This is a genomic window from Paenibacillus sp. 3LSP, assembly GCF_032465655.1.
GTDB lineage: Bacteria > Bacillota > Bacilli > Paenibacillales > Paenibacillaceae > Fontibacillus > Fontibacillus barengoltzii.
Genome location: NZ_JAWDJI010000051.1, coordinates 1 through 19793, shown reverse-complemented (window position 1 = coordinate 19793; position 19793 = coordinate 1). Strand labels below are relative to the sequence as shown.

The window sequence follows — 19793 nt, the reverse complement described above, 5'->3', positions numbered from 1 at the left end:
GATACTAACTTCCCCCTCCTCAATCCGCCGGCGAACCGTGCTGTCGCTCATGCTGCGCCGGAAAAAGAGAAGGGTTTCCTTTGCCGAATACCCCTGCAAATACCGATAATCAACCGCAGCCTTCGCATCAGGATCCTGAATCAGCCCCCACTCCCGATGGAGCTGCTGCGTGTAAAACCGGTATCGTTGGTACACCCAGCGCTTCTTTCATAGCCTTGTTTTCTTCCTGTAGCCTTTCTACTACGGATAGGAAACAGGTAATGTATTCAGTCCGGGTAAGTGTTTTTAGAAACTTGTCTGGGCCATTTTCGAGAATTGAATTTGTAATCCTTTCCTGCTTCTCCCTTATCTCTTGTTTCCGCTCATTCATGGGATTGTGCCTCCTTACGCATTAATATCCTCAATCTTAACTCCGAGCAAATCCAGCGCTGTCATAAATCCGTCCTGGTATGCTTCTTTGCCTTCTCCGTCCCAAAATGTGCTGCTTGATCCGTCTACTGGTGCGCGGTGATATGTGTCGATTAAGCGTTTGATTTGTTCTGGTGTCATTGTTTAGCCTCCTTACGTGCCTTATCTGCGATCATCATTGCAAAGTTAGCAACGTCTGCGGCTTCTAAAACTATGTTGAGTGGGTCTGCATACAAATCCCTGGTAGCATCTACTGCGACTAATAGTTCACTCGCTTCATCTCTCAAGCGTTCCCATAACCAATAGATGTTCTCGTTATCCCATCCGCCTTTATGGTCGTTTTCGCGGAGTTTGTTCTCCATCACTTCCGCAAACCACTGTACAGATTCGCGTGGTTTGATTGGTGTTTCTACGGGTTCTTTGTAGATGATCAGGGCGCTGGGTAGCACACCCGTCACAGTTGTTCCTGCCATCGAAAATTGAATGCTGATTATGTTCACTTCAGAATGTTCGTGTAGCCAATCATTTAATTCCCGCGAATCTACCAATGCTGTTTTAATCTCACTGGCTTTTCCTAACATGTTTAGTCCTCCTTAACATAGTTTATCTATCCTAAAACTTGGTTAACGTGTTGTGACGTTCTGTGAGGCTGTGTGAGTGGCTTGTTATCAGATATCCATCGTGGCCTGATTCGGATCAAAGTTATCAAGAACCTTGTCCAGTTCTGTTTCCGGTGCATTTTCTGGCGTTTCAGACCAATCAGTTACGTCAATTACTTCGCTCATGTCTTTGGCTTCCGGGTCAAAATGCTTTGTCGTTTCGTCCTGATCAACGGCTCGTTGGAATTCCACACTAATCGGCATATACTTCATGAGCGCCTTAAGGACTGTTTTCTTCGCCATTTCGTCAAAGTGGTCAACCCACGGACCGTAATTCTTCGACTTACTGAACTTATCCCGATGGATCTCGATGTCTCGGCGGCTCATGACCAAGAACGAATATCCGCCGTCTTTGAATTTGGCGTAAGCATAGTATTTCACCACGGGGCCGCGGTCGCCGTCAGCCGGTACGTGTCTCAACTTCTCGTTGATGCCGTATTCGTACTCAAAAATGTCCTTTTCGTATACGGCTTGCGCCATAATGCTGCTGATCTGTCCGGTGCGTCTTGCCAGCTCGATCAAGCCCTTGTAACCGATCTGGAACTGGCATTCATAAACGTATTGCCCGGTTTCCTTATTATTGTTTTTATATGGGATCAAATAGGCATGTCCAAGAATGGAAGGTTCAAGTCCCAACTGTGCGCATTGCATCACAGCGCCTAGCAAACTTTCTGGGGTACATACTTTCAATTTAGGATTGGTTCGGATGCTTGTTGTGGCAATTCTAAGCAGCCGATCAGGGGTAAGATGTTTTGGGATCGCTTGAGCTATAGCCGGTTTCATTTGTTCAAAAAGATCATTAATTGTCTTTCCTTTGGACGGTCCGGATACTGCCTTACTAGCTAATTTTTCAGATAATGCGGTTTGGTCTGTAGCTAATTTTGCCATGATTAAATACCTCCAATGATTTTAAATACTCGACTTCCGCGAGAGTTCGTTTTCCAAGTGCATAATTTTTCTCCTTGCCACAAGGCTAATTCGTTTTCGCCCATTAGTTTTTTCACCTTGTTCTTGGCGTCCTCGTGGGCTTCCTCGGCTTGTTTCAACCCCTTTTTAGTGTCCAACAGAGTTTTGATCAGATCGTAATAAATTTCGCTGATTTCCAAAGTCGTCCCCTTGCTAGTGGGGTACATTTTGTTTAACAGGTCCGTATCTTGTGCGGTTACTTGTGGTAGATTACGGCCTAATACGTTGTGCTGCCAAAAGGATTGTTCGATCGTAATAAGATTTGCGATAAGGTGGTCATCTCGTTCAATCACTCTCCACTGAAAATCCCATCCACCGATTAAAACCGCGACATACCATCTTTCTGCACCAAGCACCGCCATATAGTGGTTTGCCTGAAGTTGATATTCAGTAGGAATCACTTCGGTTTGTCCGTCAAACCAGTCATTGCGGTTATATTCGCTGGTGTTCTTGATCTCTAGCCCGGCATTTTCGCCGATTACCCAACGGTCAATGTTAGCCAGCATGAAAGGATATTCCTTACTTTGAAAGATGCAGTTTTGCTTTTGTACACGGATTCCTGTTTCTTCGGTAAACCAATCTGCGATAACTGGTTCAAGAATGCGTCCTGCCTTCATTTTGGGATTATCCTCTTTCGGTGGAATCTCCCCGATCTTGTCCAGGTAAACCTCCAACGCTGATTTATAGCGACTTAATCCGCAAATCGCAGCAACATCAGAACCACCAATCCCTTTGCGTCTCCATTCAAGCCATTCGTCATGCGTCATATCTTCGGTTTCGACTAATCTAAGTGCTTGCATTGTCCAATCGCTCCTTTCGCGTTATAATAGTTACGAATAATTTTGAAAAAGCCTTTCCCGAGCTGCGGTTTCCTCCGCAGCTTTTGCCTTTTTGTGTTCACGTACTAGATAAGCCACGTAAACCCGCTTCATCTTATCCAGTGTGCCTCTTTGCTTTGAGATTTTGAGCAGTTCCAGGCTTGTCTTTCGATAGTTTGGATTCATCCTTTTTACCCTCCTTATCACCTCCGTAATAGCGCAGGATGTCGTCAACAGTTTCTAGCTTCATGCTACGTGGTTCAACTCACTTTCTCGCGCTTCGTATTCCTTGAGTGGCATTACAAAAGTTACGGTGTAGTTGCGTTCACGCATGTCCCGAAAAAGTTGGTCATATCCCAACGCGGACCAAGCAAACCGTCTGCCGCATTCGGTTAATACCAGGTACTCAACAAGCTCCGCCATATACTCGCCGCCCTCCTGCCGCACTAATATAGAAGTCAGTTACGCATTGATCGCTACAGAACAGCATGTCGTCAACAATGATGTAATCGTCGTTATAGGTGTCGATGCGTCCCCGGCACGATCCACTCTCACAGCGGGTTGTTACCAATCTTGATGGTTGCTCGATATTTGGGCGCCGCAGCGGGATCACTGGTGTAATAATGCGGTTTTCGATTTCTTCTTTCCTTTTTGCCATTTTTAACACTCCCTTTATATGTGAGATTGCGCAAATATCATACATATAGTGTAAAATGTACTTTTAGGTGCTATATCTTGTGCTTGTCCATTAAGAGAGGATTAGACCGCTTCCCCTCTCTCCAGCAATTCGTCGATGATCGCCCACGCCGCCAGCGCAATTTCGCGGTCCGTTTGTTCTTGTTGCTCTGGTGTCTTACTTACATAGGCGTTGTTCATCTTTACTTTGGACTTTCCAAATACATATTCTTGGACCACCATCGAGTTATCACCTCGATGTAGCTTATGCGCTAGGTTTGAGTGGACTACTTCCATGGAGTGAAGCACCTCCTTAGCTTGCTGGCTTAAGATACTTATTGATGAAATAGGCTTGTCCTTTGCCGGTTACTTTTGGTGTGCGTGTAATTTTGATCGTTCCATCTGAACTGCCACGGTGACCAATTTTGATTTCAAAGAGTCCTAATTCCATCGATTTTTGCGTGGGCATGTTGTATTCAGATCCGGACTTGATCAGGTATCCATCTTCACGAAGCATTCTGAACAATCGGTGTTCTCCTACTTCAAATCCTTTTTGACGTAAAAGCTTGGCTAGATCAGCTACAAGGATGGAATCCTCAGAGATTTGGAGAGCTTCCGCAAAGAAAACCTTCGGGCGATCTTCGAGAACTTTTTGCTCCAGTTTCTTGCGTGCTTCCTGTTCCTTCTTTAGACCGTTTAAGATGCCGATAAGGAAATCAGGATCTTGCATCGTTTGTTCAAGCGTTTCTGGCGTCATATATGCACCGTGTTTGCGGATGCTCGGGATTACTTCGTGAGTGATCCAGCGTTTAAATTGTTTTGCTTCTGGTTTGCGGCTGCTTAAGATCAATGAATAAAGGCCGGGTTCATTCACTGCTGACATTTCTTGCTTTCCGCCAAGGGTGTCGGTTAAAACTACACCCTTTTCATCCTGATCGAGCCTATTAAGCGCATCCCTACTGTTGGAAATCTCAAGTACATCGCAAATATCCTTTGCAATAAACCATGGTTGATCATCCATAAAAACCGTTCTCACTTGGTGAGCTCCATACAAAAACGATTGAAGTTGATTCATAATCATCTCTCCTTTACGCGGATTTTTCGTTTTGTTCAACATGTGTAACAGATTTGGTAAAAAAAATTTCTTTTGGTTCTTTACCTAGAGCTTCGCAAATCAAGAGCATAGACAATCCGTTAGGAACAGCATTTTTATCTTCAATTTTATAGATTGTTTGTCTGGATGTCTTGGAACGTCTAGCCAACTCCGCAACAGACATACCTCGTTCCTTACGAACCTCTTTAACCCTGTTGTACAACATGTGTAACACCTCCTTGGCACAAATGTAACACATGTTAAACGATTATGTCAACTAAGATTTACTAGACTTTTATTTTGTTTTCGTTTTACGTGGTGTAAAGTAAGTATTACAGGCTGAATTTAGTCTAAAAAAGGTGGTATATAATGTCTGAGTTGGGGAAGTTGTTAAAAGAATTACGAGGTAAGGAATCACTACGAGAAGCAGCAGAAAAAATAGGCATAAGCCACACCTATTTGCGGATATTAGAAAAAGGCGTTGATTTGAGATCGGGAAATCCGGCTAAAGCAACACCAGAAACATTAAAACTAATTTCGAAAGCATACAATTATCCATACCCTAAACTATTAGAAATTGCTGGCGTAATTGATAATGATTTAAAAGAAAAATTAATTCTTGAGGAAAAACTAAAATTAGCGGATATGATTATTAACTTGCCAGAACATGAAAGGAAATTAGTTGAAGATATGATCAAAACTTTACAAGAGAAGAATAAGTAGTTTCTGGTCCTCCCGGGCGAACCAGAACAGACTTAATCCATTAGATTGATGATCTTTTGGATCGCATAGTCTAACTCATGGATATTTGCTGATGAAACTTCTTGCTGTAAGTTAATGAGTTGGATCCTGCTCGTCTGAATGATGAAAACAAATATTTCGATATCTTCATTCGACATTAGCAACAACTCCTGTTCGCGCATGTTTGTATTATCTATAATAAGCGAACAAACGTTCTGTTTCAACAACAAAATTTAATATGCGAGGCATGATCATGGGGTACAAACCTGGTCGTTGCCTTCTGTCACAAAGACTCAAAGAAATCAACAAAAATCAACAATGGCTATGCGAAAAAACCGGAATCAATAAGACCCAAATATCAGACTATGTAAATAATCGCAAAGTCATGACGATTGGGACGGCAAAAACAATTGCTGCAGCCATTGGGTGTCATATAGACGATCTTTACGAGTTTCCTTTGGACAGTAAGGCTTGAGTAGCTAAATACTACTCACGACCTGGAGGTAAGTACTCTAGGTAGAGAACATAAACAGCGCTGTTATTCCCTCGCATGTTAAATGTAACATTATCTTTCCAATTTATCCATGGAAATACCGGGAAATATTATGTAATATAATACAAAGAGTGACATGATTATATAGCAAGTCCCCCAGCCGATGGGGATGATAATATTGGAGAATATAATGATAAACAACTTTATTAAGTTCATGTTTTATTTTTTAGTGGCATCTTTAGTTCAATACATATTTATTTATTCGTACGGACCTAACTTTTTTACATTGATTATTCTTGGGGTTGTAACATCTTTTTTTCTCAATACAACCTTACCATCAACGAAATCGTATCATTTTTTTCGTCATGCAATTATTTATTTTTTTATATATATAATGCAAACATATTTAATCGCCATTTCATTAGATTTACTAAATAATTTCTATACTCCAACAACATTATGGAAGATAGTATTACTAATAAGTGTGATTTTTGGGGTTATTCATTCATTTGGTAAGTATAACAATGGTTCAAAAAGCAAACAAATAGAACAATTAGGTACTTTGATATTATCATTATTACTTATTGGAGGCTGCTTTTTATTCTGGTGGAAAGGAATTTTAGCTTATGTAGTGGCGAGAATAATTCTCACTTTGTTTGAAGTTTGGGTATCTAATTTTATAACCGGATTTATCGTTTATAGATATAATAGATCGAACAATGAGTATATTGATATCTAATCAAATTAATTTGCCTTGTAAGCAAATTTAAATTAACAAGGAAAGGCGTTGTAACAATTATAGGCATGGAACGGACCGCTATATACTTACGGAAATCGCGCACGGACATAGAAGCTGAAGCACGCGGCGAAGGTGAAACGTTAGCCAAACATAAAAAGGCCCTGCTCAAGTTTGCCAAGGAGAAGGGCCTTAATATCGTCCGGATCCGGGAAGAGATCGTATCCGGTGAGAGTTTGCTACATCGTCCAGAGATGACGGAGCTGCTGAAAGAGGTCGAACGCGGGGAGTACACCGCGGTATTGTGCATGGATATCGACCGGTTGGGCCGCGGTAACATGCAGGAACAAGGGTTAATCCTCAATGCCTTTAGGGAGACCGACACAAAGATCATTACTCCTACCAAGACGTATGACCTCAAAGACGAATCTGACGAACTTATGACAGAAATCCAAACTTTATTCGCACGCCAGGAGCTAAAGATCATCACACGGCGCATGCAGCGCGGCCGCACTCAATCAGTAGAAGCGGGGAACTATATCGGAACACGCCCACCTTATGGTTATGAGATCCGCAAAGAGGGAAAATCGCGTTGGTTAGTTCCACATCCAGAACAAAGTAAAATTGTGCAAATGATTTATGAATGGTATACGCACGATGATCCAAACGAACGTATGGGTGCGTCAAAAATTGCAAACCAGCTTAACGAGATGGGATTCAAAAGCTATACAGGCATTCCTTGGACGGATTCATCCGTGCTTGCGATACTAAAAAATAAAGTATATATCGGTCGTCTACAATGGAAAAAGAAAGAATACAAAAAAACTGCCACGGGCCGTGTTGTAAAAAGTAGATCCAAAGCCGAAGTATTGGACGTAAAGGGAAAACACGAACCACTGATAAGCCAAGAAACATGGGAAAAGGCACAGGAAATTTTAAAGGGTAAGTATCATGTACCTTATCAATTAGAAAACGGTATTACGAACCCATTAGCCGGTTTAGTACGTTGTGCGAAATGTAAGTACTCGATGATTTATCGACCATACACCACGCAACCGGCACACTTGATGTGTTACAACAAAGATTGTGATTGCCGGAGCTCAAAATTTGAGTATGTCGAGAAAGCGGTTATATCTGGTTTGAAGGAATGGCTTCGGACGTACAAATTAGAACTCAGCAAACATAAGCGAGAGGATAAATCGGATCGAGAGGTTGAATTGAAACAGATGGCAGTGGCTGCGTTGGAAAAGGAAATGTCCGAGCTTGAGGTCCAACGCGGGCGCCTACATGACTTTTTGGAGCGGGGAATTTATTCAGATGAGATTTATTTGGAGCGTTCCCAAAACCTAGCTGCACGTATGGAAGAAAATCGGCGTGCTATCGAACGCGCGCGCGCAGAACTCCATGATGCAATGACACGAGAGAAGCAACAGAACAACATCATACCGATGGTGCAGAATGTGATTAGACTTTATGAACGGTCTAAAGATCCAGCTAAAAAAAATGCGCTACTCAAATCCATTTTGGTGAAGGTTGAGTATCGCAAAGAGAAGCACCAGCGAAACGATGATTTTAATATTGAGTTGTTCCCTAAGTTGTGATCATTTACAGATAACCTATTGGTGTTAATTCATTCCCTTCCTTGTCGGTTCCGATTGGATCATGCAAAGAGACATCCTTGCGTGTTTTCTTAAGCGAACGCAAATGCATCAGGATTTCGTTCTCGATACAGCGGGCCGCAAAGGTTGCGAGCTTCGTCCCTTTATTCGGCCGGAAGCTCTCGATCGCCTTAATCAGACCAATCGTCCCGATCGAGATCAAGTCCTCCAAATCCTCGCCGGTGTTATCGAATTTCTTGAGGTTGTGAACACGAAACGATGTCGACTTCATGCTGAATAAATTGTTGGCGTTTTAACTCATCTAGTGCTCCGACTGCAGTAATCTGTACTTCGTTCCCGTCGTATCGGATAATGATTTCATCAACCAACATCTCTACAATATGGCGCTTTTCCTCAAGGGTAAGCTCACCACCGGCGCTCTCGATAAAGTTTCGGACAGCCTTGGAGACCTCGGCAATCCGATTGGCCGATATTTCCTTCTCCGCTTGTTCAGACAGCTGCTTTTCGTACCCCGCAAGCTCCTGCTCCAGCGTCCTCAGTCCGGCATTGATTTTTTGCATTTCTGTGAGCATCTCCTGCTCATCGATGACCTCCCGCTTGAACATGATTTTGATTTTTTCCTTTTCCTTCTCCTTCTGCTCCAGTTGACGTTTGATGTGGTCCGCGGCGGATTGAAGTTCCAGGTTAATCTCATTCGATTTGTTTTGCAGTCTTTCCATATAATCATCGGGATCCGACAATGTCTCCAAGATCAGCTTCCAGACGTAATGGTCCAGCATATCGGCGCGTAACGTTTGAGTCGGGCACTTCTCAACTCCTTCACCGTACTTCTTCGGGAATAGGTTCGGACACCTGTAGCAGGTATAACGGATCTTTTCTCCCGTTTCTTTATTTACTCGGCCTGTATAAGTAGTTGCTTGCCACATTCTGCCGCAATGCCCACACCGGATCATGGATTTTAACAAATACTCATATTTTACATTCCCTGACCGTTTCATGTTTTTCTCTTTCTGCACCTGGGCTAATTCGAACAGATTCGGGTCAATGATACTTGGCACGGTAACCTCGATCCAATCCTTCTCCTCGCGAAAGGAATATGTTTTTTTCGGTGTACCGTTCTTGGTTTTCTCCCCGCGAATCTTCCGGGTTTCTCTACGATTGTAATAGAATTTGCCGATGTATACCTCTGAAGTAAGGACCCTTCGAATAGAACTGGCGCTCCAGTTCCTGCTTTCCCCCCGTTTGGGTACCGCCCCTAAGGAATAGAGTCGATCCCCGATTTCACGAAGCGTATAGTTCTCATGAACATACCAGTGGTATATCTTCCGGACAAATTCGGCTTCCTGCTCATTGATAATCAAAGTATTTTCATGAAGGTCATATCCATAGGGAGCCACACGCATGGGCATGATCTTCTTATCTTTTTCCACCGCTTTAAGTCTTCCGCGTACCGTCCGCTTCTTGATTAAAGACAACTCGTATTGTGCTATGGAACTCATCAGGTTGAAAAAAAGCTGCCCTTCCGGCGTATTCCGGTATTCCGTGTCCACGAACACCAATTCAACCTGGTTCCGCTCCAGCTCTCGGCAGAGGATTAATTTATCGGTTAAGTCCCTTGTCAATCGATCGGGATGGGTAACAATCAAGCGACGGACCAGCCCTTGCGCAACATCTTGTCTGAATTCATTCATGGCGGGCCGATCGATATCTTCACCTGTGAATCCTTCTTCGCGATAAACTTTGATCATGGATTCGGGAATTCCCAAGTCTTTCGCTTTCCGCATGCAAATCTCAATTTGTGCATCAAGGCTTGTGCCCTCTGATGCTTGCATGCCTGTAGAAACCCTTGGATATATGGCCGTATACATGGAGGTTCGCTCTTCTCCTTTCTTATCACTATCACTTTCCAGTATGGACAAAGAGAGAAACAAAAAAACCGGCTTATTCAGTCGGTTTCAAGATCAAACGCTTTAGGATGTAATCGATAACGGCATTTTTGGCCTCTGCAGCGGATAAGGTGTTTGAGACTTGAACTGAATCACTACATAAAGTATGAGGCACATATACGATTTTGATTGTCGGCATTCGCTCCATACTTTTCACCTCAATACACCTTATTCCGTCTGCGGTTTGTCCTATCACAATCGCATGTCGTTTTGGATATACTTGAACTCCGATTCCATGATTCGAACAATAGCCGATTCATGATCCGCCCCAATGAATGTCCAGTACCGGTACCCAGGCACAACGGATTGGGTAATGAAGCCAGACCATTTGAAGGACGTCGACTTTAGCCCGGACATGAGTTGGTCCAAACACAATAAGTTAGCTTGATAAAGATCAACGACGATCACATCCGCTCGTGATTCCAAACGGATATAACATTCTTGATCCGTGCTTGCCTGGATGGCATATCCATTCACATTTCTATTTCGGCCTTCAGCCATTCTCAATAACGGGATTATGTCTTTCATATGAGTTAAAGCTATCCCACTAAAATCATAATTTTTGAAGTTCCATCGCTCTACAACAGACCCATCCTTATAAACCCAATCAAAAGGTACGCGGTGGATGATGCCAAATTGGGCTAACAGCTCATTGGTAAATCTTCTTCTATATTTCACTGGATGATATAGGTCAGAAATCGTTGAAGAAGAATCCGAAAAATCCCCCAGCAAGAGTGTTCTTAGCTCCACTGTCCTTAAAGCAAAAGCCTGAATCAATGCTCTTCGACGATTAGGCAAGGAGAGCTTCCGCAGCAGAATTCCGAAAGTTAGTGGGTCAGTAGCTGCTAGTTGCTAACCTCATACCAGTCTTGATCATGCCTGCTGATATAAGTGATTTCATCTATTTCATCCTTGATGAATTGGAAAGCCAGTTGAAGAAGATCTACCTTCAACCTAAGCTTTACCCTCCATCAGCTTAATCCCGTATCAAGGCATCCATCATCATCTCTCCATATATGGAGCAGATTCTTGTTTCTTTCGACCAAAATCCTCGCACAACCCGAAAATCAACGTGTTTTTGCTCCAAATGTGGAGCAACCGGGACAGAAGTCAAAGCAAATGATACCTTTACATCAATGATGTGGACCATCGGGCCCCACCTCCTTTCTAAGCAAAAACTGCGGTCTGAACGGTCGATGAAACAGAATCTGAGGGAGAGATGTAGATGGATAACGTTCAGAATATTAGAGATATCGATATTTTGGGATTCATGAATTCATGTCATTGGAAGCAAAATGCGAAAACTACTTCAGAGAATGCTTCTTATGAGAACTCTACTTCGCAAGAATGTTTACAAACCGCCCCAACTGGCAATCATGATATTAAGAGTCTTAGTTGGGAGAAGGTGCTCACGTTCTTGAATACCATGTATGCATTTCGTTGGCCTGAAGAGGACGTCGAGATATGTTCACCAGAAAGTGGTTCTCTTGCATTAAATGAATGGATCTTTTCAACCCAGATTCAAGGCAAAATCTTTGCCCCCGTGCTACTGGATTACCTTGATAATAAAAAGTCGATCAAATCCACCAGTTACTTTTCTTTGATGGAATACGCACTAGAGCTCATTGATTTTTTTAAAACCCGTTATGGGCTTGATGCTAGATCCATTCAAAACAAAGAATTGGCAAATAAAGATGCACTTATTAAATTCATTGAGCATTCTTCCTACAATTTCGTTCAACGTGACATGATTCTAGCAATAGCTCGAAAATTAATCTCTAATGGGTTCGAATTAAAGAAATCAACAAACGGTATTTCTACAAAAAAGAGGACTCAAGATATAAATCATCCCGCTATCACTGCGCATATTAAAGATTTACACCGTTCAGGAGTCAAGGAAAAAAGCGTTAACGGTAAATATAAAATCAGTTACGCCCTATTTTTAAACTGGTTGAATAAAACATACGTTCAGTTCCAGAGCACTTCATGCGATGAATTACCATTGTCATTAGTTACTGAGGAGCATCTACTCGAATTCAAGCAATATTTACTCCGTTTAGAAAAGAAAGGGATCTATATCAAGCAAACGGTTAGCAATTGTTTTTACGATATCCGATTCCTTCTGGCTAACCTCTATAAATTGGGCTGGCTTGCTAAAGACATAACAATGGATGTTACAGGAATCCCGTACGAGAGATACTATTATCGCGAGTTACCAACAGATGCTGAGCTCCAGTGTTTTTTTCATAATATCCAACTCTATTCTGATCATCCCACATTGGAACTGGCAGCCTTTGGGTTGATGCTTTGTCTCGGTTTGCGAATTCATGAAGTTGCTAACATTCGCTATCAGGATATCAATGTCGAGAATAGAACCATCTCTGTCTTCGGAAAAAACGAGAAATCGGCCATTCTACCCTTACCTGATCCGCTACAGAATTACTTTCAAAAGCTTGTTGTCAACAAAGGTCAAGATGTCCATCTGTTTGGAAACAACAGCCAATCAACTATTCGCAAATTAAGGGCACAGTACAAACTTTATTCTTTTGTCTCGGGATGGAAATATCCAGGGGGGCCCCATTTACTGAGGCACACTTTCATCAGCAGGTTGTCGGAACGTACAGATTGCCCGTCACAATTGCTTATGTACTTGGCAAGGCATGATCGGCCAGAAAATACTGCACGATACGTCCACCGGAGCCCCAATCAATTAACAAGTGCTGTAAACAAAATCAATTACTGAGGAGGTTCCCATGCCTAAAGTAATCAACGATACAAAGTATACCGAACTTAAAGAACAACTGAATCAGCTGTTATGTCTTTATGGTCCAGAGAAAATGCGGCAAGTTATGGAAACCTTGCCTGTCCAGACACAGCCAAAACCTAATATGCCCCCGGCAGTGCGGAACGTTTCATTTCTCGAAGCCGTTGATGCTTTCTATCAAAGCAGCAAGTTTTCTGGACTTAGCCGGACCACGCAAACAACGTATCGGTCAGAGATGAAACTTTTCCAGCAACATGTGAAGGAAAAGTTTGGCAACGATCCGCAGTTTGAAAAGGTATCAAACGGCGAATTCTTGTCCGACTATATTAAGCTTAATGAGGATCCTAATACAAAAGCCAAGAAGTCTTCCTTTCTTCGAACCTTCATAAAGACCACATACAAAATATTCTTTGGTCATCAGGATCTCGGGGACTTGAAGACTATACTACGCGTTCGATGGTCAAACGATGACGCACCAAAAGCCTTTACTAAAGTGCAGATCGCGGAAATCTTGCAGATCGCTCAATCTCGTAACCACGATAGCCTTTACACTGCAATTATCTGGACTTTCCTTGGGAGTGGAATTCGCATAAACGAGCTCTGCCATCTAAGAATCGGTGATATCACTCCTGATACTCAAACAATCAAGGTAACACCCAAAGGGGCTGAGAATACCAAGAAAGTCCGAAAAATCAACGAGCTCGCCTTAATGATGCTCACAGATTTTATAGAGAAAAAATACAGTCGCGCTCGCGAGGTGATGCCAGATTCCGATTATCAAAGGCTCTATATCTTTTCAAGCACTGCCGGGGATAAACCCATCACATCTAGAGCCATTCAGCAATTTATGAAACGTATTATTCGCGAGTCTCGGTCGATAAAAGAGGAAGACAAAGATCGTTTAGGTCCTCACTCTTTTCGTCATTCTTTTGCCGTTCAAGGCCTTGAAGCAGGGATCGATATATACACCCTCTCAAAACTTCTAGGTCACGAGTCGATCGACAGCACGATGAAGTACTTGCGGCTTTTCGATGATCAACTTCGTGACGCCATTAACAAACACCCATTTGCCCAAGAGATTATTCAAAAAATTAGAGAAAGGTTGGAGAACAAATGAAACGTTTGTTATTGGATTCCCCTTACTATGCCAACTGGAAAAAACATACCCATCTCAAGGATTCTGCAATTTACGCTTATAGTCGCCAATTCATGAAATTTGAACAATATCTGAGCTTAGACTTTGAGGGAGAATTGGATTTCGACAAATTTTACTACGACACGGAATCTGAGACCTATCGACCTATTGATGCTGATTGCATTGATGGTTATATTCAGTTCCTGAAGCAAAATTTTCAGGCATCAAAGAATACCATTTTCAATAACATTGTTTACCTGAAACACTTCTTCACGTTACTCCACGGTCTTGGGATGATTAAAAATAACCCCATGAAAAACTATCCGAATCCGTATTATGAACGCCGAATAATAGATCGTTCCCTCTCCATTGGTGAATGTCAACGATTATTTCAAGCAGCGCTTAAAGCCGATCCATTTGTCCGGAAGTTCTACATCCTCATATTGCTAATGTCAACGACCGCTCTTCGAAACAGGGAGATTATACAGCTATCGTACGAACAGATTGATTTTGAGCGCAAGGTTATTCTGGTGAACAAAGGGCAGAAAACCTCCTCCGAAGTCGTTTATATGCCCGATTCCCTCGTTGTTGAGTTGGAGCGTTATTTGCATCATCCGGTTGTAGAAGAATGGCGGAATTCCGGACATTCCGAGGTTTTCTTTGAAAACAATCGACCACTAACAAAAGCAGCATTAAACCGAATCATCAAGAATCTTTGCCTAGAGGCCGGCATACAAAAGACAGTCACTGCCCATAGTTTTCGACATACAACGGCATACTTGATGCAGAGCAGTGGGATTGACATTATCGCTATAAAACGACAACTACGCCATAAGCAGTTATCAACAACTTTGCGATATGTTCCTCCAGTTGACGCTGCGAAGCTGCTGAATGACGCGTGTTCCGATCTTCTTCAATAACAACAAAAAGAACCCGAAGAAAGCAAAGAAAAAATGCTTCATTCGGGTTCATTATTTGAACAATTATAGTACACAAGGACAGACTACTCCCGTGTTGTAATTAATCACCATAAAGGGAATTGGATACCGAAAGCACCTGGCTCGAGGAAATGGTATCAATCAACTGTCCCGCGAGGACATGATTTGGGCCAGAGGATGGCCACTCATTAGGCTTCCGTTGGGAACAGAAGCGATAGAAGGAACAAATTTATTATATAGTGGATGTGCTTTGAAATCAATAATAGCAAAGGTCACTGTTGCTCGGCTAGTTCTCGTATCTCATAAGGACTAGCCTCTTCCGGAACTTTCATTTCATGCTCCCTTCTTAACTCTCAAAAAAATGGCATATTAACTTTATGAACTCTTTTTGTATTTGATCCAGGTCTTCGGAAGCAATGTCAATATGAAGAGCTGATATCCGGATCTCCTGATTTCCGTTATGTATCAAATAGGTTGCTAGCGGATTCTGGAAATATTTATTCGCACGGAAAACTGGGTATACCAGAAACAACCGATTGCATTGATAACGGACTGCGTAGGCCAACATTTGGTAAACATCCGACTCCGAAAGTCGAGTATTCTCTTCAGAAATGGGATTTTTATATTTCGCATCTACAATCATTTCGATTGGCGTGTCTGATCCTGCTCGGCTGCATGCGATTGTAATATCGGGTCTGAGCAGAAAAACCTCTTTTTCAGCATCCAAGTAACGTTGTGGCGTCTGATAACGGACCACCCAATCATCCGAAGATAACCCCTTATCCAACCATTGATATAACGAGAACTCAAATAATTGATTCAATGGGATCAAAAAGGTAAAGGTACGCTCGTCGCCCGCATGGACCCCAGGTTGACGGTTAAGGTAAAACATCTTAGCGAGTTCAAACACCGGCCGATAGTCTTCGTTTAACCGATTGAATCGTACTCTTTGGAACATCGATTCGGTAAGCCGGATGGGACAAATATCCTCTAAAAGCAAAAGCGCATGGCTCAAACTAGTTTTGTTTTCCTCGTTTTTCGTCAATGTTCTAAGTGAAATCATTGTGGCTTTAATGATTTGGTTAAGCAGATTGTCTTCCGTGAATTCCTGATAACTAACATAATGCTTATGCTTAAATCCCCCATTCCTGAGCAACTGCCGCTGAAAAAGGATCCTTCCTCTAATGAAGGCCAGGTTGCCCTCAAAATCTTCATATTGACGATGAATTTGCTTCTGAAAGAGTTCCAAGAACCTCTTAATGAAAATGTGAATGAAAATCTCCAGCAAATCTCCGTTCATAGCCGCTATAAGTTGAGGTTCCGGAATATCTTTGACTGAAAGGAACCCGCTAGATGCCAGCAAACGGAACAGCATCCGAACGGACGAACGTTTTTCCTCTTCGAAGTCTTCAGCGGATGCCGCATCTTCATAAAGTTTGGGCAGAATCTGTAGCTGCAAGGAAGGAGTGGCGATAAATCCAACATACTTCCTTAGCAGCACTCGGTTATCTACACTGAAGCTAATATTTTGCCTTCCCCAAATGGACTCCAACGAAGATAATTCCATCCTATGTTCATTCGAGATTGGTTCCAACGAATACCTGTCTTCAAAGACGGTGATGAGTTTCGGCATCAGTCTTCTATTCCTTTATAGAGGGTCAACAAGGCCTTCTCGAAGTCGGAAACCGTATCTTTATCGGAAGGCTGCGTGCTTAAGAACCGCATGCTTCCGGATTTCTCGAAGAACTTGGTTCCAACAACCGACTGAATAGCAGCGACATCGTTGTAGAAGTATTCAGCGATTAATGGCAAAATTTTATAATACCAGCTCTTAAAAAGATCATCGATCGTTAAAACATCCATCAAATAGGCGTGGCCGATCCGATGGTCTCGATCCAGCTTCTCCGATATTTTTTCGTTAAGGCTGCGCAAAAGACTTGCGAGTTCCACCGAGCCCACTTTTGCTGTATTTTGTTCGAAAACCGCATAATCTGGTTCCATTTCCGCGAATACGAACCGTCTTCTTAGCGCGGTATCCAGCATCGCGATCGATCGATCGGAAGTATTCATCGTACCGATAATATACAGGTTCCTAGGCAACGAGAAAGGCTTTTTGGAATAGGGCAAGATCGTGCTGACCGTTTGCCTTTTGTCCTTTTCAATCAATGTTATCAGTTCGCCAAAGATTTTAGAGATGTTACCTCGGTTGATTTCATCGATGATCAAATAGTATGGTTTTTGCTGATGCTGCTGTGTCTTAACCGTTTTATTTATATCGTTGGAAATACCGATCAATTTCTGAACGTCGGACATTTGAATTCGGGGAAGCTCGTAAATCGTTTTGAGAGTAAGACTTACTCCGCCGTTCATATCGTAAATATCCGCGGGGTCCGTAAATTCTTTCAACCACGCAACCGGCCGGACATGTGGCGCCACATGTCCCTTTCTGTAAGCATAATCCCCTGTTATCACACCAATATCCCGAATCGTCCGAGGGCCATCATAGACAAATACGATATCACCTCGTTCCATTTGGTTAATGAGAGTATCTAGCGTATTGGCATCCATTGTAGGCTTTTGAGCCCCATCATCCCGCTCATTCTCAAGCAAGGAATAAATTTCGTCATATGATTTGTCTGTAAGGTCGATGTGATCGAGAAAATCGACCGCTATTTGTTTGCCCGCTTTACATTGGTTGTAAATGTGATCGCTGTTGCGGCGGCCGAGCGATACTTTCCAGACCCGGGATCCCGAATGTATGAACTCGGCTCCCGAAATACCGGAGGACTCAGATTCCGCTTTGATAATTTGTGCTGACGCGTCTTCCACCATCTTTTTCAGAACGCCAGGCTCCACACGGTACCGAATCTCACCACCTGCTTCGTCTTGCTTCATGTCTTCTTCCAATTGGGGGCGAATGCCCTCAATAAATTCCTCATACGAGTAGGACTGGTGGAAAGTGATGAAACGTACCCGTTCTTCCCGTTCAACTTGGACGAACGGGATATATCGTTTACGGAATGTATACTCAAACGCTTCAATGATGTTCTTCGTAGCGAACGTCTTCCCTGTTCCCGGCGGTCCGTATAAAATCAAATTGGGGTTGAAATCCAGCAACTCAGCATACGCACGGTATTGTTCAAACAATTCCGGCGCGTCCTCGACATCCGAAGATTCTAACGCATGCGTGATTGGCGTTTTCCCATCAGTTCCAACTTCCATATTCGGTTTGCTGATCGGTGTCTTGCGGCGGCCAACCAAGACGTTGTCATAAAGGCGAATAGGATTATCCACTACAAAATAACCTTGCTTTTCCAATTCATTCAGGACGCTTTTCAAATAGTTACGTTTAATCGGCGCTTCCTCTTCGGCAAATTCAAGCAACTGTAGCAATGTATACCGTTCATTGACGGAATTTTTGTCCTCGTACAGTTTCTGCAAACTGGCATAAGGTTGGGATTGTCCATTCTTCCATTCCAATATCCCGACTATTCTTGATGTTACGAGATTGTCGATTACAACCATGATGTCGTTTTCTGCAACTGGCGGGAGTTGAGAACTTAGTGTGACGTAATAACGACGAACCGATGTAAAAGAAAGCTGATCCCAGTTTTCCATGGGAAACGCCGAGGTTGTCTCAATGGGAAAGAAACCGTGACCTGGAGTAGCTTTGTTAATTTTATTAAGCAAGTTGAGATCCAAATTGAAATATGGACTTTTAATAAATTGCACGACGGGTACAGGATGCGGAAACCGCTTGATTTCTTCGAAAAAAACAACACCTGTATCCGACGGATTAATAGGATTTACCTTATGCCCATATTCCCTCACTTTCCATAACGCAATTACGTTGGCATTGGTCACCACAAACACGAAATCCCCCGGTTCGATCCCTCCGTACCAGGTACTCTCCTTGGCGCCGGCGGCGTAATACTTCTCTTGGATTTGATGCGGTCTTCTACTGTCAAACTTGCCGAAATATACTTTGCTCATATTGGATCTCCTCGATTTCATTTATTGAAATGATGATAAATCTCATGCGGATATAAGTTCAATAGCTGCATCAGCGCTGTGCAGAAGCCGATCAGGATGATTGGCCCTTCACTATTCGACTGAAACTCGATCCCGCGTTCCACCAAATAGTTAGCTAGCTAGTTGCTCCTGAAAAAGTCGATTTTCAAAAATAGTTTCGGGTTGCTGGCTGGGTTGTGAGGGGGAACTTTCCCTAATGATCGGTTTCCATGTTAGTTTTGGAGCATTTTTGCCGCTCTTTGCAGGTTGTGGGTCAGAATCCCGAAGCCGACCCAGCATTTTGAGCCGACAAAGCCCCGATACCTGCTGCGGTTCAAACCGTACTTCCGCTTGAGAAGACTAATCTTCGCTTCTCCAGCTGCACGGTAACGCTGCAAGTCTTTGAACCATAATTCGTTTTCGTACTCGGATCGGGCAATGCCTTTTTTGCCCTTTCGCGGCAAGCTAGCTCGCTTCACACCAAGTTCGGTAATGGCCGTTTCGTTCTTCTTGCTTGAGAAACCGCGGTCGGTCGCTACAGCTTGCGGCGCTTTGCCGAATTGCTTGATATGCGCCTGTACAGCGGGAACGAGCAGTTCATCATCCGAGGGGTTCCCCTCGTAGACAGCGTAGCCGGTCACAAAGCCGCTTTCCGTCTCGTCGATTCGCACCTTGTAGCCGAACTCAGTTCCTTTGGCCAGCTTACCTTTCTTAATCGGTCTTGCTTCCGGGTCAAAGAAACTGACGATCCGATCTGCGATGATTCGATTGCCGGAAACGACCTGTTTGGC

General features: G+C 43.1%; 21 protein-coding genes and 2 pseudogenes. 6 read left to right on the top strand and 17 right to left on the bottom strand.

Translation table 11 applies throughout. The annotated features are described in order from the left end of the window. The 10 genes and pseudogenes from RW092_RS03240 to RW092_RS03195 form a co-directional block, all read right to left on the bottom strand. Window positions 1-195 (bottom strand): annotated as a pseudogene (locus tag RW092_RS03240) (hypothetical protein); the annotation flags it as partial. Window positions 196-384: 189 nt separating this feature from the next. Further along, a complete protein-coding gene (locus tag RW092_RS03235) occupies window positions 385-549 on the bottom strand; it encodes a hypothetical protein (protein WP_316009511.1) in 165 nt (54 codons plus the stop codon). Then, window positions 546-989, bottom strand: coding sequence for a hypothetical protein (locus RW092_RS03230; RefSeq protein WP_316009510.1), 444 nt, complete (start codon window positions 987-989; stop codon window positions 546-548). Before RW092_RS03230 ends, RW092_RS03235 begins: the two co-directional genes overlap by 4 nt. 87 nt (window positions 990-1076) lie before the next feature. Then, window positions 1077-1955 carry a recombination protein RecT gene (gene recT, locus RW092_RS03225; protein ID WP_316009509.1) on the bottom strand — a complete coding sequence of 293 codons (879 nt, stop codon included), beginning with the start codon at window positions 1953-1955 and terminating at the stop codon, window positions 1077-1079. A 2-nt stretch (window positions 1956-1957) separates the two neighbouring features. Further along, window positions 1958-2833 (bottom strand): YqaJ viral recombinase family nuclease, encoded by an 876-nt coding sequence (locus tag RW092_RS03220; RefSeq protein ID WP_316009508.1) that lies wholly within the window; start codon window positions 2831-2833, stop codon window positions 1958-1960. A gap of 30 nt (window positions 2834-2863) precedes the next feature. Next, on the bottom strand, window positions 2864-3037 hold the full coding sequence (locus RW092_RS03215) for a hypothetical protein (protein ID WP_316009507.1): 174 nt from the start codon (window positions 3035-3037) through the stop codon (window positions 2864-2866). 220 nt (window positions 3038-3257) lie between these two features. Beyond that, window positions 3258-3509 (bottom strand): hypothetical protein, encoded by a 252-nt coding sequence (locus RW092_RS03210; RefSeq protein WP_316009506.1) that lies wholly within the window; start codon window positions 3507-3509, stop codon window positions 3258-3260. Between the two features lie 101 nt (window positions 3510-3610). After that, window positions 3611-3769 (bottom strand): hypothetical protein, encoded by a 159-nt coding sequence (locus RW092_RS03205; protein WP_316009505.1) that lies wholly within the window; start codon window positions 3767-3769, stop codon window positions 3611-3613. Window positions 3770-3839: 70 nt separating this feature from the next. Further along, window positions 3840-4643, bottom strand: coding sequence for a phage antirepressor KilAC domain-containing protein (locus RW092_RS03200; RefSeq protein WP_316009504.1), 804 nt, complete (start codon window positions 4641-4643; stop codon window positions 3840-3842). Continuing rightward, on the bottom strand, window positions 4615-4845 hold the full coding sequence (locus RW092_RS03195) for a helix-turn-helix transcriptional regulator (RefSeq protein ID WP_316009503.1): 231 nt from the start codon (window positions 4843-4845) through the stop codon (window positions 4615-4617). Before RW092_RS03195 ends, RW092_RS03200 begins: the two co-directional genes overlap by 29 nt. 143 nt (window positions 4846-4988) lie before the next feature. Here RW092_RS03195 and RW092_RS03190 point away from each other — a divergent pair, with 143 nt between their 5' ends. The 3 genes from RW092_RS03190 to RW092_RS03180 all read left to right on the top strand — a co-directional run bounded on the left by RW092_RS03190 (window position 4989) and on the right by RW092_RS03180 (window position 8190). Further along, on the top strand, window positions 4989-5342 hold the full coding sequence (locus RW092_RS03190) for a helix-turn-helix domain-containing protein (protein WP_316009502.1): 354 nt from the start codon (window positions 4989-4991) through the stop codon (window positions 5340-5342). A gap of 271 nt (window positions 5343-5613) precedes the next feature. Then, the gene (locus tag RW092_RS03185) at window positions 5614-5835 is read left to right on the top strand and encodes a helix-turn-helix domain-containing protein (RefSeq protein ID WP_316009501.1); all 222 of its coding nucleotides are present in this window, start codon (window positions 5614-5616) and stop codon (window positions 5833-5835) included. 822 nt (window positions 5836-6657) lie between these two features. After that, window positions 6658-8190, top strand: coding sequence for a recombinase family protein (locus tag RW092_RS03180; protein WP_316009500.1), 1533 nt, complete (start codon window positions 6658-6660; stop codon window positions 8188-8190). 7 nt (window positions 8191-8197) lie between these two features. On the opposite strand, the pseudogene RW092_RS03175 reads toward RW092_RS03180, so the two are convergent. The 4 genes and pseudogenes from RW092_RS03175 to RW092_RS03160 all read right to left on the bottom strand — a co-directional run. Further along, window positions 8198-8479: pseudogene (locus tag RW092_RS03175) on the bottom strand (sigma factor); the annotation flags it as partial. Then, the gene (locus RW092_RS03170) at window positions 8433-10076 is read right to left on the bottom strand and encodes a recombinase family protein (RefSeq protein ID WP_410055505.1); all 1644 of its coding nucleotides are present in this window, start codon (window positions 10074-10076) and stop codon (window positions 8433-8435) included. The gene RW092_RS03170 and the pseudogene RW092_RS03175, both read right to left, overlap by 47 nt. Window positions 10077-10346: 270 nt before the next feature. Then, window positions 10347-10952, bottom strand: coding sequence for a hypothetical protein (locus RW092_RS03165; protein WP_316009499.1), 606 nt, complete (start codon window positions 10950-10952; stop codon window positions 10347-10349). 178 nt (window positions 10953-11130) lie between these two features. Further along, the gene (locus RW092_RS03160; protein ID WP_157268719.1) at window positions 11131-11304 is read right to left on the bottom strand and encodes a hypothetical protein; all 174 of its coding nucleotides are present in this window, start codon (window positions 11302-11304) and stop codon (window positions 11131-11133) included. A gap of 75 nt (window positions 11305-11379) precedes the next feature. Here RW092_RS03160 and RW092_RS03155 point away from each other — a divergent pair, with 75 nt between their 5' ends. The 3 genes from RW092_RS03155 to RW092_RS03145 are packed head-to-tail and all read left to right on the top strand — an operon-like array spanning window position 11380 to window position 14973. Next, window positions 11380-12897, top strand: a complete 1518-nt coding sequence (locus RW092_RS03155; protein ID WP_316009498.1) for a tyrosine-type recombinase/integrase — start codon at window positions 11380-11382, stop codon at window positions 12895-12897. Window positions 12898-12907: 10 nt separating this feature from the next. Next, entirely contained in the window at window positions 12908-14035 is a 1128-nt protein-coding gene (locus tag RW092_RS03150; RefSeq protein WP_316009497.1) for a tyrosine-type recombinase/integrase, read from the top strand. Continuing rightward, window positions 14032-14973, top strand: coding sequence for a tyrosine-type recombinase/integrase (locus RW092_RS03145; protein WP_316009496.1), 942 nt, complete (start codon window positions 14032-14034; stop codon window positions 14971-14973). Before RW092_RS03150 ends, RW092_RS03145 begins: the two co-directional genes overlap by 4 nt. Window positions 14974-15337: 364 nt before the next feature. Here the strand turns inward: RW092_RS03145 and RW092_RS03140 are convergent, their stop codons facing one another. The 3 genes from RW092_RS03140 to RW092_RS03130 form a co-directional block, all read right to left on the bottom strand. Further along, the gene (locus RW092_RS03140) at window positions 15338-16624 is read right to left on the bottom strand and encodes an McrC family protein (protein ID WP_023554867.1); all 1287 of its coding nucleotides are present in this window, start codon (window positions 16622-16624) and stop codon (window positions 15338-15340) included. Beyond that, window positions 16624-18864, bottom strand: coding sequence for an AAA family ATPase (locus tag RW092_RS03135; protein ID WP_316009495.1), 2241 nt, complete (start codon window positions 18862-18864; stop codon window positions 16624-16626). The genes RW092_RS03140 and RW092_RS03135 overlap by 1 nt, the downstream gene beginning before the upstream one ends. Before the next feature lie 371 nt (window positions 18865-19235). Beyond that, a partial coding sequence (locus RW092_RS03130) for a transposase (RefSeq protein WP_316009494.1) occupies window positions 19236-19793 on the bottom strand: 558 nt, incomplete at its 5' end.